We start from the raw sequence: 14,815 nt of genomic DNA on the forward strand, positions 1-14,815 counted from the left end.
TCATGACTGACGCCCTGCACCGGCCACCGCCCGGGCTCCTACACCTCGGTGAAGCCTTCTCGTGGGAGGCTCGCGTCAAGATCCCGTAAAATGTTAGGTAAGGCAATGAAGTTCCGGTCGGTGGGGACCCCTTCGCAGCGTTCCCTCCGCTCCCGCGAGAAAGGGTCGGCCCCTGACTGTCCACCACCTCAATGAGCTGCTGTTGATCTGCTCCCTCGTCCTGCTCTTCGCGGTGGCGGCCGTAAGGGTGTCATCGCGCAGTGGACTGCCCACGCTGCTGATCTATCTCGGGATCGGTGTCGCCATCGGCACGGACGGGATCGGCGTCACCTTCAACGACGCCGAGCTGACGCAGATCCTCGGCTACGCCGCGCTGGTCGTCATCCTGGCCGAAGGCGGTCTGGGCACGAAGTGGGGCGAGATCAAGCCCGCCCTGCCGGCGGCCGCCGTCCTGTCCACCGTGGGCGTCGCGGTGAGCGTGGGGATCACCGCGGCGGCGGGGCACTACGTGGTGGGACTGGACTGGCGGCAGGCGCTGATCATCGGCGCGGTGGTGTCCTCCACGGACGCGGCGGCGGTCTTCTCGGTACTGCGCACGGTGCCGCTGCCCAAGCGGCTCACCGGCGTCCTGGAGGCCGAGTCGGGCTTCAACGACGCCCCTGTGGTGATCCTGGTGGTCGCCTTCTCCAGCCAGGGCCCCATGGAGTCCTGGTACTCACTGATCGGCACGATCGCCCTGGAACTGGCGATCGGCGCGGTGATCGGCATCGCGGTCGGCTGGCTGGGCGCCTACGGCCTGCGGCATGTGGCGCTGCCCGCCTCGGGTCTGTACCCGATCGCGGTGATCGCCATCGCGGTGACCGCCTACGCGGAGGGTTCGCTGGCGCACGGGTCCGGCTTCCTCGCCGTCTACCTCGCCTCGCTCATCATGGGCAACGCACGGCTGCCGCACTGGCCGGCGACGCGCGGCTTCGCCGAGGGGCTGGGCTGGCTCGCCCAGATCGGGATGTTCGTCCTGCTGGGGCTGCTGGTCACCCCGCATGAACTGGGCGATGACATCCTGCCCGCCCTCGTGGTGGGGCTGGTGCTGACCGTGGTGGCCCGTCCGGTGTCGGTCCTGGTCAGCACGGCGCCGTTCCGGCTGCCCTGGCGGGAGAAGGCACTGCTGTCCTGGGCCGGACTGCGCGGGGCGGTGCCGATCGTGCTGGCGACCATTCCGATGGTCAGCGATGTGCCCGACAGCCGCCGGATCTTCAACATCGTCTTCGTGCTGGTGATCGTCTACACCCTGGTCCAGGGGCCGACGCTGCCCTGGCTCGCCCCCCGGCTGCGGCTCGAGGAACCCGAACCGGCCGACCTGGGCATCGAGTCGGCGCCACTGGAGCGGCTGCGCGGCCATCTGCTGTCGGTGTCGATCCCCCAGTCGTCCAAGATGCACGGCGTCGAGGTCGGCGAGCTACGGCTGCCCCCGGGGGCCGCGGTCACCCTGGTGGTCCGGGACGAGACCAGCTTCGTACCGCTGCCCTCCACGGTGCTGCGGCGCGGCGACGAGCTGCTGGTGGTGGCCACGGACCCGGTGCGCGACGCGGCTGAGCGGCGGCTGCGGGCGGTTGGCCGGGGCGGCAAACTGGCGGGCTGGCTGGGCACGGGAGCGGGTTGAGAGGGCCCGCCGGAGGCCGCCTCGGGCGGTGTGTTCGATCACCGTATGTCTCGTCCCAGTGGACTGACGGGCGGGAATACTGCACTATGGAGCGTCGTTAGCACTCATCGAGTGAGAGTGCCAGGAGGAAGAACGTGCCGACCTACCAGTACCAGTGCACCGAGTGCGGCGAGGGCCTCGAGGCGGTGCAGAAGTTCAGCGACGACGCGCTCACCGAGTGCCCCAACTGCACGGGACGCCTGAAGAAGGTGTTCTCGGCGGTCGGCATCGTGTTCAAGGGCTCCGGCTTCTACCGGAACGACAGCCGCTCCTCCTCAAGCGGCGCGAGCGGCGGCTCCAGCAAGCCGGCGGCGAAGAGCGACAGCTCCGACTCGTCGTCCCCTTCGTCCTCTTCCTCGTCCTCGGACTCGTCTTCCTCGTCCTCGACGTCCTCGTCGTCGACCTCATCCTCGTCGTCTTCGTCGCCCTCGACGTCGAGCTCGGCCGCCTGATCCGGCCGCCTGGTTCTTCGGCTTCAACGACACCCCGCCGCCTCCCCCGGGAGACGGCGGGGTGTCGTTCGCGTGGGCGCGGGTGGCTAGGGTGATCACATGGTCGAGACCAGCAGGCAAGCAGACATAGGGGTCATCGGGGGATCGGGGTTCTACACGTTCCTCGACGACGTGACCGAGATCACCGTGGAGACTCCCTATGGGGCGCCGAGCGACTCGCTCGTCCTCGGCGACATCGAGGGGCGACAGGTCGCCTTCCTCCCGCGGCACGGCCGCAAGCACCATCTGCCGCCGCACCGCATCAACTACCGCGCCAATCTCTGGGCCCTGCGCTCGCTCGGGGTGCGACAGGTCTTCGGCCCGTGCGCGGTCGGCGGACTGCAGCCGGAGTACGGACCCGGCACTCTGCTCGTCCCGGACCAGCTGGTGGACCGCACGAAGGGGCGTACACAGACCTATTTCGACGGCGAGCAGCTGACGGACGGCCGGATCCCGAATGTGGTGCACACCACATTCGCCGACCCGTACTGCCCGGTGGGCCGGAGGGCGGCCGTGGACGCGGCGCGCGGACGCGGCTGGGAGCCGGTGGACGGCGGGACGATGTGCGTGATCGAGGGACCGCGCTTCTCCACCCGCGCAGAATCGCGCTGGCATGCGGCGCAGGGCTGGTCGGTGGTCGGCATGACGGGCCACCCGGAGGCGGTGCTCGCCCGTGAACTGGGCCTCTGCTACACCTCGTTGACGCTGGTCACCGATCTGGACGCGGGAGTTGAGACCGGCGAGGGCGTCACCCACACCGAGGTGCTGAAGGTCTTCGGGGAGAACGTGGGCCGACTGCGCGAGGTGCTCTTCGACGCGGTGGGCAGGCTCCCGGAGACCTCCGGCCGGGACTGCCTGTGCACCCACGCCCACGACGGCTGGGACCTGGGGATCGAGCTTCCGTAGGCGCGGCGCGGGAGCGGGTGTCGCTCGCGCGGGTGGCCGAGCTTTCCACAGGCCGGTGGCCGTCCACAGGCCCGAGCGGGATCGGGCGGGGACGGGCATGGTGAGGGAGCCAGAAGCACCCGGACCCTCACGGCAGGCGGTGATGTGCCATGTCCCATCCGTCCCCCACCCTCGCGTTACCCCGCTCCGCTCCCCCGGCCCGCGCGGTGCCCCGCTTCGATCCGGTGCGCACCGGACGCACCGGCGGATTCGGGCTGCGGCGGTCCGTGCGGCGACGCCGCCGTGCGATGGCGGCCGGGCTGGCGCTGACAGCCGCCGCACTCGCGGCCGCCGCACCGTCCGGCCGGGGGCACACGGACGCGGTGTCCTCCCGGGCGCCCGCGCCCGCGGGTGAGGAACGGCGGGGCGGCCCGCGCCCCGCGATGGTCTCGGCGCCGGTCCGGATCGCCGACGCGGCGGCGGTAGGGCTGCTGCACCCCGGCGACCGGGTGGATGTGCTGGCCACACCGCTTCCGGACGCCGCACGGACCCGGTCGTCCGGAACGGCGGCCCGGGTGGTCGCGCGTGGGGTCCGGGTGGCCGATGTGCCGGGGGCGCGGAGCGCCCGCGCGACGGACGGCCGAGCCGACGGCGGCGCACCGGGGCCCGATCCGGACGCGGATGCGAGCGGCGACGGGGCACTGGACGGCGGCGGGGCGCTCGACGGCGCGGCGATCGGCGGCGGGGCGCTGGTGGTGCTGACGGTGTCGCGAGCGGACGCCACCGTGCTGGCCGGGGCCGCTGCCGACTCCCGACTGGCGGTGACGCTATGCCGCTGCTGACTCCACCGGCTCCCCTGATGCCCCTCTCACCTGCGGGTGTAGGTTGCGGAACCGTCCGCTCAAGCACCGACGCGGCGAAAGAGAGGCAGTGGGTTGAGCCAGGAGAAGGTGACCGAGGAGAAGAAGAGCGTCATGGAAGGGTTCAAAGCCTTCCTGATGCGCGGCAATGTGATCGATCTGGCCGTCGCGGTCGTCATCGGAGCCGCCTTCACCGCCGTCGTGAACTCGATAGTGAAGGGCCTCATCAACCCCATAGTCGGAGCCTTCGGCACGAAGGACCTCGAGAAGTACCGCTCCTGTCTCAAGGCGCCCTGCGAGACCAACGCCACGGGCGATATCGTCCACGGCATCCCGATCCTCTGGGGAAGCGTGCTCTCCGCCGTGCTGACCTTCCTGATCACCGCGGCGGTGGTGTACTTCCTGATGGTGCTGCCGATGTCGCGCTATCTGGCGCGGAAGGCCGCCAAGGAGGCGAAGGCGGAGGAGGAGCAGGCCGTCGCGGACGCCGAGGAGATCATTCTGCTGCGCGAGATCCGCGACGAGCTGGTGGCACAGCGCGCCACCGCCCGCGACGGTGGCGGCAGCGGCTCCAGCGCCTAGGAACCCGTCAGAGGTGGTGGGGCGGCTTCTCGTCGAGGAACCGGGCCAGATCAGCGGCATCGTCGGCACTGTCGCCGCCGGGAACCCGCTCGCCCCACCCGTGGTCCGTATCGTCCGATGACCGCTGCGCGAAGGGATCGTCGAAGATCAGCGCGGCGGCCGGATCGCGCGGTCCAGGGGCGGGGGCGGTGCTCATGCCTCAAGAGTACGGCCCGGGCAGCGGCTCGGTGTACCGGCCGAGCTCGTCGTGCCACCACAGGTCACGCCCGGGCCTCCAGGACACCGGGCAGGCCAGCCGGTGGACCACCAGGACGGACCGCACCTCGGGACAGCCGGCCAGCGCCCGGTCGACATGCCGCTTGAGCGGCTGTATCTCCCCGCCGTGCTGCCCGGCGTCCGCGGTGATGACGACCTTGGCGCCGACCTCCCTGATCCGGTCGCGCAACTCATGGGGGCGCAGCCCCACGGGGAGGCTGGCGCGGACGACGTCGAGCCGGCCGCAGGCGAGCGTGGCGATCACGGACTCGGGCACCAGCGGCAGATGGACCGCCACCCGGTCCCCGGCGCTGACGCCGAGCCGGGTGAGCGCGGCGGCGGCCCGGGCCGCCTGGTCGAGCAGCTCGGCATGGGTGAGCTCCTCGGTGCAGTCCGGCTCGCTGATCCAGCGGAGGGCTACCCGGGCGGCCCGCCGAGGGTCGGCGGCCGGTGTCGGGAGCTCCTCCGTCCGAGACGTACGGGGCACGGCGGTCTTCTTTCGGACGGGGGCGAACGGCATACAGCTCAGATTGCTGCCACGCCATCAACGTCTGATGAACGCCCTCTATATGAGAGGCCCTCATCCCGTCCGGTGCGCTTCGGCGGTGATCGCGGAAGGGCGGATACGGGGGTGGTTCGCGCCTCGCCACTCGACCATGCCACGCCTTCCCGTGCTACGCATAGCTTCCATGGATGCCGAGCGGACAAACCCCGAATCAGTTCCCACCGGTCCGGCCGACGGCCTGACGGATATCCGCGGACTGCGGGTGGGGCATGCCCAGCGGTCCGGCGGCCGCCGGCTCACCGGGACGACCGTGGTGCTGGCCCCCGAGGGCGGTGCGGTCGCCGCCGTCGATGTGCGCGGCGGTGGGCCGGGCACCCGGGAGACCGATGCCCTCGATCCGCGCAATCTGGTCCAGCGCGTCGACGCCGTCGTACTGACCGGCGGCAGCGCCTTCGGACTCGACAGCGCCTCGGGGGTGGCCTCCTGGCTGGAGGACCACGGTCGGGGCTTCCGGGTCGGCCCCGATCCGGCGCAGGTCGTTCCGGTGGTCCCGACCGCCGCCCTCTTCGACCTGGGCCGGGGCGGCGACTGGCGGGCGCGCCCGGACGCCGCGCTGGGGCGCGAGGCGATCGAGGCGGCGGCCGGTTCGGAAACGGGGGCTCCGGTCGCGCAGGGCAATGTGGGGGCCGGCACGGGCGCGGTGGCCGGTGGGCTCAAGGGCGGCACCGGTTCGGCCTCCACGGTGCTGCCGTCCGGCGTCACGGTGGCCGCGCTGGTGGTGGTCAACGCCGCGGGATCGGTCGTCGATCCCGGTACGGGTGCGCTGTACGGGGAGCACTACAGGTCGTCGGAGGAGGGCGGGCCGCACCGGCCCGGTGCGGCCGTGCACGTGGAGGCGATGCGTCGGCTCGCCGCCGCGCGGGCCGAGTCGGAGCGGCGGCAGGCCGCGTCGGTGCGGCCTCCGCTGAACACCACGCTGGCCGTGGTCGCCACCGACGCCGTGCTCACCCGGGCCCAGGCGCAGAAGCTCGCGGGCACGGCGCACGACGGGCTGGCGCGGGCCATCCGGCCGGTACATCTGCTCTCCGACGGTGACACGGTCTTCGCCCTGGCCACCTGCGGGCGCCCGCTGATACCGGAGGGCGACCCCGAGGACGCCGGCGATCCGGCGTTCGGGGTGCACCGGGAGAGCGGTGCGCTGAACGAGATCCTGGCCGCCGGGGCGGATGTGCTGACCCGGGCGGTGGTCAAGGCGGTGCTCGCGGCCGAGACCGTGGACGGCCCGGGCGGTGTCTTCCCCGCGTACCGCGATCTCTACGGCCTCTGATCCGCGAGGGCCGGAGGAAGGAAGCGTCCGGCCGGAAATCCGCGAGGGCCGGAGGCCCGGCCGGGAGAAGCGGGCCGGAGGCGATAAAGAGAAGGGGGGCTTCGGATGGATGCGGATCTGCTGATCGTCGGCGGTGGCCCGGCGGGCTGCGCCGCCGCCGTGATGGCGGCGAGCGTGGGAATGGGCTCGGTGCTGATCGAGTCGAGCGGCGCCCTGTGCGGGGCGTTGCGGCGCATCCCGGTGGTGCGCAATGTCCTCACCGTCACCAACGGCCCGGATCTGGCGGCGGCGATCGAGGCCGACCTGGCTCAGTGCGATCTGTGCCGGGTGGAGCTGGGCCGCCGCGCCACGCTGATCGAGGCCTTCGACGACCGCATCGAGGTCACGGTCGAGCCGGTGGAGTCCGCGGAGCCGGTGGAAACCGCGGAGGCCGCGGGGTCCGATCGGGCTCCTGGCTCGCGGCTGACCGCTCCGTATGCGGTCGTCGCCACGGGGGTCGGGCCGCTGGGCCCCGAGGGAGCGGGATGGCTCGGGGCCGCGGCGGGCCGGGCGCTGCCGCAGCTGTGGGAGGCGCGACCGGACACGATCGACGACCGGACGGTGCTGGTCCTGGGGGCGGACCGGCCCCTGGGTACCGTCGCGCGGGCTCATCCGGAGCTCAGGGCCCGCTTTGTGGTGGCCTATCCGCCCGAGGACGCCTACAAGGCCGAGGAGATCCGGCGGGACCCCCGGGTGGAGCTGGTGGCCGTGCGGCGGCTGGAGTTGGGGCCCGGGTCCGCGTCGGCACCGGTCTCCGCCTCGGCACCGGTCACCGCCCAGGTCGAGACGGTGGGGGGCGAGCGGCGGACGCTCACGGCCGATCTCGCCTTCCTCAACCTGGGCAGCGCCCCGGCGCCCCCGGCCGGGGCCGTGGCCACCGACCGGTCCGGGTACTGCCCTCCCGGGAGCCAGCATCCCCGGGTCTTCACCGCCGGTGATCTGCGGTCGGTCCGCTTCCAGCGGATCGCGACCGCCATGGGGTCGGGTGGCGAGGCCGCACTCGGCGCCTACTACGCCTCGCGCGGTCTGCCCACCGAGACCGGCGCCCCGCCCACGGACGTGGGCGGGGCGCCGGGCCCGACAGGGGGTGGCTGAGATGCGGTCAGACCGCCACCGCCACCTTCGACTCGTCCTCGGTGGTGCCGCCCGTGGCAGCACCGCCGCCCGTCTGGCCGGTGGCCCCCGGCTCCGCCGTCTTCCGCAGCCCCTTGAGGAAGACCACCAGACCGGTCGAGACCACCGTGCCCGCCACGATGGCCAGCAGGTAGAGGAACGGCTGGCCGATCAGCGGGACCACGAAGATGCCGCCGTGCGGGGCGCGCAGCGTGCAGTCGAACGCCATCGACAGCGCACCGGTGACGGCACCGCCCACCATCGAGGAGGGGATCACTCGCAGCGGATCCGCCGCGGCGAACGGAATGGCGCCCTCACTGATGAAGGAGGCACCCAGCACCCAGGCGGCCTTGCCGTTCTCCCGCTCGGTCTTGGTGAACAGCCGTCCGCGCACGGTGGTCGCGAGGGCCATCGCCAAGGGCGGGACCATACCGGCGGCCATCACAGCGGCCATGATCTTGAGGCTTCCGGTGGAGGGGTCCGACACGGCGATACCGCCGGTCGCGAAGGCGTAGGCCACCTTGTTGACCGGGCCGCCCAGGTCGAAGCACATCATCAGGCCGAGGAGGACACCGAGGCCGATGGCGTTGGCGCCGGAGAGGCCGTTGAGCCAGTCGGTCATCGCCTCCTGCGCGGAGGCGATGGGCTTGCCGATCACCACGAACATCAGGACACCGACGATCGCGGAGGAGACCAGCGGGATCACCACCACCGGCATGATGCCGCGCAGCGACGCCGGGACCTTGAACCGCTGGATGGCCATGACGACCGCGCCCGCGATCAGACCCGCGACCAGACCGCCGAGGAATCCGGCCTTGATGGTGGTCGCGATGTAGCCGCCCACGAAGCCGGGGACCAGACCGGGCCGGTCGGCCATGCCGTAGGCGATATAGCCCGCAAGGACCGGCACCAGGAAGGTGAACGCCGCACTGCCGATCTGGAAGAGCAGCGCCGCCCAGCTGCTGGTCTCGGTCCAGACGAAGTGGTCCGCCACGGACTTGGCACTCGCGATCTCGTAGCCGCCGATCGCGAAGGCGAGCGCGATCAGCAGACCGCCCGCCGCGACGAACGGGACCATGTAACTGACGCCCGTCATCAGCCACTTGCGCAGCCGGGTGCCGAAGCGGTCACCGGCGGCACCGTCCGCGTCCATCGGCGCCGAGCCCTCCGCCGCGCCGTCGGCCGGTGCGGCGATCTCGCCCCGCGCGGCCTTCCCGCGCGCCTCGGCGATGAGCTCGGCGGGACGGTTGATGGCCGCCTTCACCCCGACGTCCACGGTCGGCTTGCCCGCGAAGCGGGCCTTCTCCCGCACCTCCACATCGTGCGCGAAGACCACCGCGTCGGCGGCGGCGATGGTGGCGGCGGGGAGCTTGTCGAATCCGGCCGAGCCCTGGGTCTCGACCACCAGCGCGACCCCGGCCTCGCGAGCGGCGTTCTCCAGCGACTCGGCGGCCATATAGGTGTGGGCGATGCCGGTGGGGCAGGACGTGACGGCCACGATCCGGAAGGGGGCCACCGGCTCCGACGCGGTCTGGGAGGCGTCGGAGGACACAGCCGAGTCGGGGGCGGCAGGCTCGGCGGGAGCAGGCTCCGCAGCGGCAGGCTCACCCGCAGCGGGCTCAGCCGCGGCAGGCTCAGCCGCGACGGGCTGCTCGCCGCGGATCAGGGCGGCCACCTGTTCGGGCTGGTCGGCCGAGCGCAGCGCATCGGTGAAGTCGGCGTTCATCAGCTGCCGCGCAAGGCTCGACAGGATCGTCAGATGGTCGCTGTCCGCGCCCGCCGGGGCGGCGATCAGGAAGATCAGATCGGCCGGTCCATCCGCCGCGCCGAAGTCGATCCGGGCCGCGCTGCGCCCGAAGGCCAGGGTCGGCTCGGTGACATGGGCGCTGCGGCAGTGGGGTATGCCGATGCCGCCGTCCAGGCCGGTCGGCATCTGCTCCTCGCGCGCCGCCACATCGGCGAGAAAGCCGTCGAGGTCGGTGACCCGGCCGGCCTCGACCATGCGTTCGGCGAGCGACCGGGCGGCGGCTTCCTTGGTGTCGGCGGACAGGTCAAGGTCGACCAGATCCGCGGTGATCAGCTCACTCATCTCGCGGCTCCCTTGTGTGCGGTGCCGCCCTGGGGGAGGCGGGCGGACGGAGTGGGGACTGGGGGGTGGGAGTGGGGTCGGCCGGTCACGCGGGCTCCTTGAGCACACGGTCCAGCGGGATGTCCGCCGTGGTGACCACGGCGGACGGGTCGAGGTCGGCCGGGGTCGGCATGGCGCTGCCCGGCAACTGCACCGCGGCCGCTCCATGGGCCACGGCCGAGGCGAGTGCGGCGGGCCCGGAGCCGCCCGCCGCGAGGAATCCGGCGAGCGAGGCGTCGCCCGCGCCGACGTTGCTGCGCACCGCGGTGACCCGGGCGGTGCCGAAGTACGCGCCGGTCTCGTCGACCAGCAGTTGGCCGTCGGCGCCCAGGCTGGCGAGTACGGCGCGGGCGCCCAGCCCGCGCAGTTCCTCGGCCGCCTTGACCGCCTCGCCCACGGTGACCAGCGGACGGCCCACAGCCTGGGCCAGTTCCTCGGCGTTGGGCTTCACCACATCGGGGCGCTCACGCAGGGCGGCGGTCAGCGAGGGGCCGGAGGTGTCCAGGGCGATCCGGGCGCCCGCCCGGTGGGCCCGCGCCACCAGCTCGGCGTACCACTCGGGCGCGAGCCCCCGGGGCAGGCTGCCGCAGCAGGCGATCCAGTCGGCGCTCTCGACCCTCGTCCGGACGGCCTCCAGCACCGCCTCGGCCTCGGCGTCGCTCAGTTCGGGCCCGCTCGCGTTGAGCTTGGTGAGGGTGCCGTCCGGTTCGGCCACGGAGATGTTGACCCGGGTCGAGCCCGCCACGGGCACACCCGCCGCCTCGATACCCAGCTCCTCCAGCAGCCGGGCGAGCAGGGCGCCCTCCGGTCCGCCGAGCGGCACCACGGCCACCGTGCGCTGCCCCGCGGCGGCCACGGCGCGCGAGACATTGACGCCCTTCCCGCCGGGGTCGACCCGGTCGGCCGTGGCCCGCAGCACGGCGCCGCGCTCCAGCGCGGGGATCTCGTACGTACGGTCCAGGCTGGGGTTGGGGGTGACGGTGAGAATCATGCGCGTGCCACTTCCGTGCCCCGGCGCTCGATGGCCAGGGCGTCCTGGGGGCTGAGCCCGGCGTCCGTGATGAGCAGATCGACATCGTCCAGGCCGCCGAACCGGGCGAAGTGCTCCCGGCCGAACTTGGCGGAGTCCGCGAGCAGCACCACCCGCCGGGCCGCCGCGATCATGGCGCCCTTGACGGCGCCCTCCGCGAGATCGGGTGTGGTGAGCCCGCCGTCCAGTGAGAATCCGTTGGTGGCGAGGAAGACCACATCGGCCTTGATCTCGCCGTAGCCGCGCAGCGCCCATGCGTCCACGGCGGCCCGGGTGCGATGGCGGACCCGCCCGCCGACGAGGTGCAGCGCGATACCGGGGTGGTCGGCGAGGCGGGCGGCGACCGGCAGGGCGTGGGTGACGACGGTGAGCTTGGCCTCCAGCGGGAGGGCGGCGGCGAACCGGGCCGCCGTCGATCCCGCGTCGATGATCACGCTGCCGTCGGACGGCAGCTCGGCGATGGCGGCCCGCGCGATCCGGTCCTTCTCATCGGCGGCGGTGGACTCGCGCTCGGCGAGATCGGGCTCGAAGTCCAGCCGTCCGGCCGGGATGGCGCCCCCGTGCACACGGCGGACGAGCCCCGCCCGGTCGAGGGCGCGCAGATCACGCCGTACGGTCTCGGCGGTGACCTGGAACTCCTCGGCGAGGGACAGGACATCCACCCGCCCGCTCTCGCGAGCGAGCCGGAGAATCTCCTGCTGACGCTCCGGTGCGTACATGTGGGTTTACGTCCCTTCCATGCCCGAACCTGTGATTTCGCGGCCAGGTTACGTGGGCGATGCAGGAAAGTAAACAGACTCGGGCATCAAACAAACCCGACCGGGCATATTTCGTGGCTCAATGCCTCAGCCCGGGCTGACCCGCCCCTGGCTGCCCGCCCATCGCCCCAGCGCACCGTCCGAATCCCGCCGGACTTCCGTGGCCCGCCCGGCCAGGATCTAGTCATGTCCCCCGGGACCACCGCAGAGCGGAATTTTTACCACATACCAGGACCACAAGAAATAGAGGAGAAGGCATGACACTCGACGGCAAGGCGGCCCTGGTCACCGGCGGCAGCCGGGGCATCGGCGAGGCCGTGGCGATCCGGCTCGCCGAGGAGGGTGCCGACGTCGCCCTGACCTACCACAGCCAGGCCGAACGCGCGGCGGATGTCGTCGACCGGATCAAGGCGCTCGGCCGCCGCGCCTGGGCCGTGCAGGCCGACGGCATCGACGCGCAGGCGGTGCGGGCCACCGTGGAAGGGACGGCCGCCGAGTTCGGCCGTCTGGACATCCTGGTCAACAACGCGGGCGTCGGGGTCCTCGGCCCCATCGCCGAGCTGTCGCTGGACGATGTGGACCGGGTGCTCGCCGTGAATGTCCGGGCGCCGTTCCTCCTGGCGCAGGCGGCCACCGCGCATATGGCCGACGGCGGGCGGATCATCAGCATCGGCAGCTGTATGGCGGAGCGCGTCGCCTTCCCCGGCGGCAGCCTCTACGCGACCAGCAAGACCGCGCTCACCGGCCTCACCAAGGCCCTGGCTCGTGAGCTCGGCCCGCGCGGAATCACCGCCAATCTGATCCACCCCGGCCCCGTGGACACCGATATGAACCCGGCCGACGGCGAGAACGCCGCCTTCCAGAGCGGCTTCACCGCCCTCGGGCGCTACGGCCGCACCACGGAGATCGCGGCGACCGTGGCCCATCTCGCGGGCGACAGCGGCCGCTACATCACTGGCGCGTCGATCGCCGTGGACGGCGGCTTCGCCGTCTGACCGGTCGCCCCTCCATCCCCACGGTCGCTCCTCCATCCCCACGGCCGCCCCTCCACCCCCATCGCTCCTCCATCCCCAGACCCCAACGGACAGACAGAAGCGAGCCCCGACGCCAGGGGGGGGAGGCGCCGGGGCTCGGTCTAGGGGTTCAAGGGGGTCTGGTGGCTGGGGACTGCTGGCCTGCGAACTCAAGCCGCTGCGTCGAAACCGGTCTGGCGGGCCATCTTCTTCAGCTCAAGCAATGCGTGCTTCTCGATCTGGCGGATCCGCTCACGCGTGAGGCCATGCTGCTTGCCGACCTCGGTCAGGGTGCGCTCCCTGCCGTCGTCGATGCCGTACCGCGCCTTGATGATGGAGGCGGTGCGGTCGTCGAGGCGGCCGATCAGATCCTCCAGCTCCTCGCTGCGCAGCAGCGTCATCACCGACTGCTCGGGCGAGACGGCCGAGGTGTCCTCCAGCAGATCGCCGAACTGGGTCTCCCCTTCGTCGTCGACCGACATGTTCAGACTGACCGGGTCGCGGGCCCAGTCGAGCACATCCGAGACCCGCTCCATCGTGGAGCCGAGCTCCTCGGCGATCTCGGCGTGCTCCGGCTCGCGGCCGTGCTCACGGTTGAACTCCCGCTGCACCCGGCGGATCCGGCCGAGCTCCTCGACCAGGTGGACGGGCAGCCGGATCGTACGTGACTGATCCGCGATCGAGCGCGTGATGGCCTGACGGATCCACCACGTGGCATAGGTCGAGAACTTGAAGCCCTTCGTGTAGTCGAACTTCTCCACCGCGCGCACCAGACCCGCGTTGCCCTCCTGGATCAGGTCGAGCAACGGCAGCCCACTGCGCGGATAGCGGCGCGCCACAGCCACGACGAGGCGCAGATTGGAGCGAATGAAGATGTCCTTGGCGCGGGCACCTTCGGCGGCTATCGCCTCCAGCTCCTCGCGGCTCGCACCTGCGGCAGGGGTGTCCTCAACCTCCCCGTCCAGGATCTGCTGGGCATACACCCCCGCTTCGATGGACTGAGAAAGCTCGACCTCCTTAGCCGCGTCCAGCAACGGGGTACGAGCGATCTCGTCGAGATACATGCCGACCAGGTCGCGATCGGCGATCTCCCCGCCTGAGGCGCGAACACTGTTGGCCCCATCAGCGCCACCACCGGCGGCGGACTGATTACGGGCGACGGCACGGGTTGCCATGCGTGCTCCCTTACAGATGGATCGGGCGCGGACTATGGACGGACTCTCCGGTGTCGGGTGCCCCGTCCGAAGGAAACAACGACTGGAATCAGGACAGAATTCCCATCAGGCCCCCACGTTTTTACGATCATGCAGTATCCTGTCCAGCCACACGCGGGTCAGCACACCGCCGAGACACCGGGAAGCGCAGGTCAGACCCCCTATGCGGTCGCCCGCTACGGCTTTCCCGCCCTTCTCTCATCTGTCAAGACGAATCTCGCGGGCCGCCGGTTGCCCGTACGGCCCATCGCGCCGGGTTGCCCGGCCCTCCGCATGGGTGTGCGCTGGAAAGTGACAGCCAGGGCGTGGACGCGGCGACGAGGAGGTTCCGCCATGAATGCCCCCACAGCCCCCACTGCCCCCACAGCCCCCGTGCGCCACCACCGCCATCCACGGCTCCCTCTCCAGCTGCACCCCTCCGCCTCCTGGGGCGTCCCGGCCGTTCTGGCGGTGCTCTACGGCGGCTGGGTGATGTTCGTGGCCCACAACCAGGGCTCCACCATCCCCACTGCCGCCATCTTCGGCGTGGTGTCGGCGGCGGTGGTCGGGGCGCTCTGCTACGCCCTCGGCAGGATGACGCCGGGCCTGATGCCGGAGATCCGGGCCGTGCTCTACGGGACGGTCCTCGGCTGTGCGCTCGGCTTTCTGCACTCCGTGAGCGGAGGCTCGGTGTACCGGTCCTCGGGGATCGGGTTGGGGGCGGGGCTCGTGATGCTGGGCATGTCGTTCTACGTCTTCCACGTATGGGCGGAACACCCTCGGGAGTAGCCCCCAGCCCCTCAGCCCCAGCTCTCAGCCCCCAGTCCTCAGCCCTCAGCCCCCAGCGAGCAGCGCTCGGGCCCGGCCCGGCTTAGGTCGTTGGTCCCCGCACGCTTCCGTCCCCGGTCCGTTCCGGGGCCGTCCGGCCCTCCCTAGC

Annotated in this window: 15 protein-coding genes; 9 read left to right on the forward strand and 6 right to left on the reverse strand. The window is 71.8% G+C overall.

Annotated features, from left to right (window positions below):
• The first annotated feature begins 172 nt into the window (after positions 1-172).
• The 5 genes from ACMTAK_RS20670 (at position 173) to mscL (ending at position 4,517) form a co-directional block, all read left to right on the forward strand.
• Positions 173-1,660: a potassium/proton antiporter gene (locus ACMTAK_RS20670; RefSeq protein WP_413812953.1), complete on the forward strand. Its 1,488-nt coding sequence runs from the start codon at positions 173-175 to the stop codon at positions 1,658-1,660.
• Positions 1,661-1,794: 134 nt separating this feature from the next.
• The gene (locus ACMTAK_RS20675) at positions 1,795-2,151 is read left to right on the forward strand and encodes an FmdB family zinc ribbon protein (RefSeq protein ID WP_413807598.1); all 357 of its coding nucleotides are present in this window, start codon (positions 1,795-1,797) and stop codon (positions 2,149-2,151) included.
• 99 nt (positions 2,152-2,250) lie between these two features.
• Entirely contained in the window at positions 2,251-3,096 is an 846-nt protein-coding gene (locus tag ACMTAK_RS20680; RefSeq protein WP_413807599.1) for an S-methyl-5'-thioadenosine phosphorylase, read from the forward strand.
• Positions 3,097-3,245: 149 nt separating this feature from the next.
• Entirely contained in the window at positions 3,246-3,917 is a 672-nt protein-coding gene (locus ACMTAK_RS20685; RefSeq protein ID WP_413807600.1) for an RcpC/CpaB family pilus assembly protein, read from the forward strand.
• A 132-nt stretch (positions 3,918-4,049) separates the two neighbouring features.
• On the forward strand, positions 4,050-4,517 hold the full coding sequence (gene mscL, locus ACMTAK_RS20690; protein WP_107073523.1) for a large conductance mechanosensitive channel protein MscL: 468 nt from the start codon (positions 4,050-4,052) through the stop codon (positions 4,515-4,517).
• Positions 4,518-4,524: 7 nt separating this feature from the next.
• On the opposite strand, the gene ACMTAK_RS20695 is transcribed toward mscL, so the two are convergent.
• Positions 4,525-4,713, reverse strand: a complete 189-nt coding sequence (locus tag ACMTAK_RS20695) for a hypothetical protein (protein WP_020868976.1) — start codon at positions 4,711-4,713, stop codon at positions 4,525-4,527.
• Between the two features lie 3 nt (positions 4,714-4,716).
• The gene (locus ACMTAK_RS20700; RefSeq protein ID WP_413807601.1) at positions 4,717-5,259 is read right to left on the reverse strand and encodes an AMP-binding protein; all 543 of its coding nucleotides are present in this window, start codon (positions 5,257-5,259) and stop codon (positions 4,717-4,719) included.
• A gap of 202 nt (positions 5,260-5,461) precedes the next feature.
• On the opposite strand from ACMTAK_RS20700, the gene ACMTAK_RS20705 reads away from it, so the two are divergent.
• Positions 5,462-6,604, forward strand: coding sequence for a P1 family peptidase (locus tag ACMTAK_RS20705; RefSeq protein WP_413807602.1), 1,143 nt, complete (start codon positions 5,462-5,464; stop codon positions 6,602-6,604).
• A 105-nt stretch (positions 6,605-6,709) separates the two neighbouring features.
• Positions 6,710-7,738, forward strand: a complete 1,029-nt coding sequence (locus ACMTAK_RS20710; protein WP_413807603.1) for a pyridine nucleotide-disulfide oxidoreductase — start codon at positions 6,710-6,712, stop codon at positions 7,736-7,738.
• A gap of 7 nt (positions 7,739-7,745) precedes the next feature.
• Here the strand turns inward: ACMTAK_RS20710 and ACMTAK_RS20715 are convergent, their stop codons facing one another.
• The 3 genes from ACMTAK_RS20715 to ACMTAK_RS20725 form a co-directional block, all read right to left on the reverse strand.
• Positions 7,746-9,845 carry a PTS fructose transporter subunit IIABC gene (locus ACMTAK_RS20715; RefSeq protein WP_413807604.1) on the reverse strand — a complete coding sequence of 700 codons (2,100 nt, stop codon included), beginning with the start codon at positions 9,843-9,845 and terminating at the stop codon, positions 7,746-7,748.
• Positions 9,846-9,930: 85 nt separating this feature from the next.
• Entirely contained in the window at positions 9,931-10,875 is a 945-nt protein-coding gene (gene pfkB / locus ACMTAK_RS20720) for a 1-phosphofructokinase (RefSeq protein ID WP_413807605.1), read from the reverse strand.
• Positions 10,872-11,633: a DeoR/GlpR family DNA-binding transcription regulator gene (locus ACMTAK_RS20725; protein ID WP_413807606.1), complete on the reverse strand. Its 762-nt coding sequence runs from the start codon at positions 11,631-11,633 to the stop codon at positions 10,872-10,874. Before ACMTAK_RS20725 ends, pfkB begins: the two co-directional genes overlap by 4 nt.
• 296 nt (positions 11,634-11,929) lie before the next feature.
• Here ACMTAK_RS20725 and ACMTAK_RS20730 point away from each other — a divergent pair, with 296 nt between their 5' ends.
• Entirely contained in the window at positions 11,930-12,667 is a 738-nt protein-coding gene (locus tag ACMTAK_RS20730; RefSeq protein WP_413807607.1) for an SDR family NAD(P)-dependent oxidoreductase, read from the forward strand.
• Positions 12,668-12,855: 188 nt separating this feature from the next.
• On the opposite strand, the gene ACMTAK_RS20735 is transcribed toward ACMTAK_RS20730, so the two are convergent.
• Positions 12,856-13,860 carry a sigma-70 family RNA polymerase sigma factor gene (locus ACMTAK_RS20735; RefSeq protein WP_210951328.1) on the reverse strand — a complete coding sequence of 335 codons (1,005 nt, stop codon included), beginning with the start codon at positions 13,858-13,860 and terminating at the stop codon, positions 12,856-12,858.
• A gap of 372 nt (positions 13,861-14,232) precedes the next feature.
• On the opposite strand from ACMTAK_RS20735, the gene ACMTAK_RS20740 reads away from it, so the two are divergent.
• Positions 14,233-14,667: a hypothetical protein gene (locus ACMTAK_RS20740; protein WP_413807608.1), complete on the forward strand. Its 435-nt coding sequence runs from the start codon at positions 14,233-14,235 to the stop codon at positions 14,665-14,667.
• Positions 14,668-14,815: the final 148 nt, after the last annotated feature.

Source organism: Streptomyces lacaronensis, assembly GCF_047337785.1.
GTDB classification, from domain to species: Bacteria; Actinomycetota; Actinomycetes; order Streptomycetales; family Streptomycetaceae; genus Streptomyces; species Streptomyces lycopersici.

What these genes read in the sequence shown, in the direction of transcription:
- ACMTAK_RS20680 (WP_413807599.1), top strand. Translation starts at nt 2,251, where the DNA reads ATGGTCGAGACCAGCAGGCAAGCAGACATAGGGGTCATCGGGGGATCG.
- ACMTAK_RS20685 (WP_413807600.1), top strand. Translation starts at nt 3,246, where the DNA reads ATGTCCCATCCGTCCCCCACCCTCGCGTTACCCCGCTCCGCTCCCCCG.
- mscL (WP_107073523.1), top strand. Translation starts at nt 4,050, where the DNA reads ATGGAAGGGTTCAAAGCCTTCCTGATGCGCGGCAATGTGATCGATCTG.
- ACMTAK_RS20695 (WP_020868976.1), bottom strand. Translation starts at nt 4,713, where the DNA reads ATGAGCACCGCCCCCGCCCCTGGACCGCGCGATCCGGCCGCCGCGCTG.
- ACMTAK_RS20705 (WP_413807602.1), top strand. Translation starts at nt 5,462, where the DNA reads ATGGATGCCGAGCGGACAAACCCCGAATCAGTTCCCACCGGTCCGGCC.
- ACMTAK_RS20710 (WP_413807603.1), top strand. Translation starts at nt 6,710, where the DNA reads ATGGATGCGGATCTGCTGATCGTCGGCGGTGGCCCGGCGGGCTGCGCC.
- ACMTAK_RS20715 (WP_413807604.1), bottom strand. Translation starts at nt 9,845, where the DNA reads ATGAGTGAGCTGATCACCGCGGATCTGGTCGACCTTGACCTGTCCGCC.
- pfkB (WP_413807605.1), bottom strand. Translation starts at nt 10,875, where the DNA reads ATGATTCTCACCGTCACCCCCAACCCCAGCCTGGACCGTACGTACGAG.
- ACMTAK_RS20725 (WP_413807606.1), bottom strand. Translation starts at nt 11,633, where the DNA reads ATGTACGCACCGGAGCGTCAGCAGGAGATTCTCCGGCTCGCTCGCGAG.
- ACMTAK_RS20730 (WP_413807607.1), top strand. Translation starts at nt 11,930, where the DNA reads ATGACACTCGACGGCAAGGCGGCCCTGGTCACCGGCGGCAGCCGGGGC.
- ACMTAK_RS20735 (WP_210951328.1), bottom strand. Translation starts at nt 13,860, where the DNA reads ATGGCAACCCGTGCCGTCGCCCGTAATCAGTCCGCCGCCGGTGGTGGC.
- ACMTAK_RS20740 (WP_413807608.1), top strand. Translation starts at nt 14,233, where the DNA reads ATGAATGCCCCCACAGCCCCCACTGCCCCCACAGCCCCCGTGCGCCAC.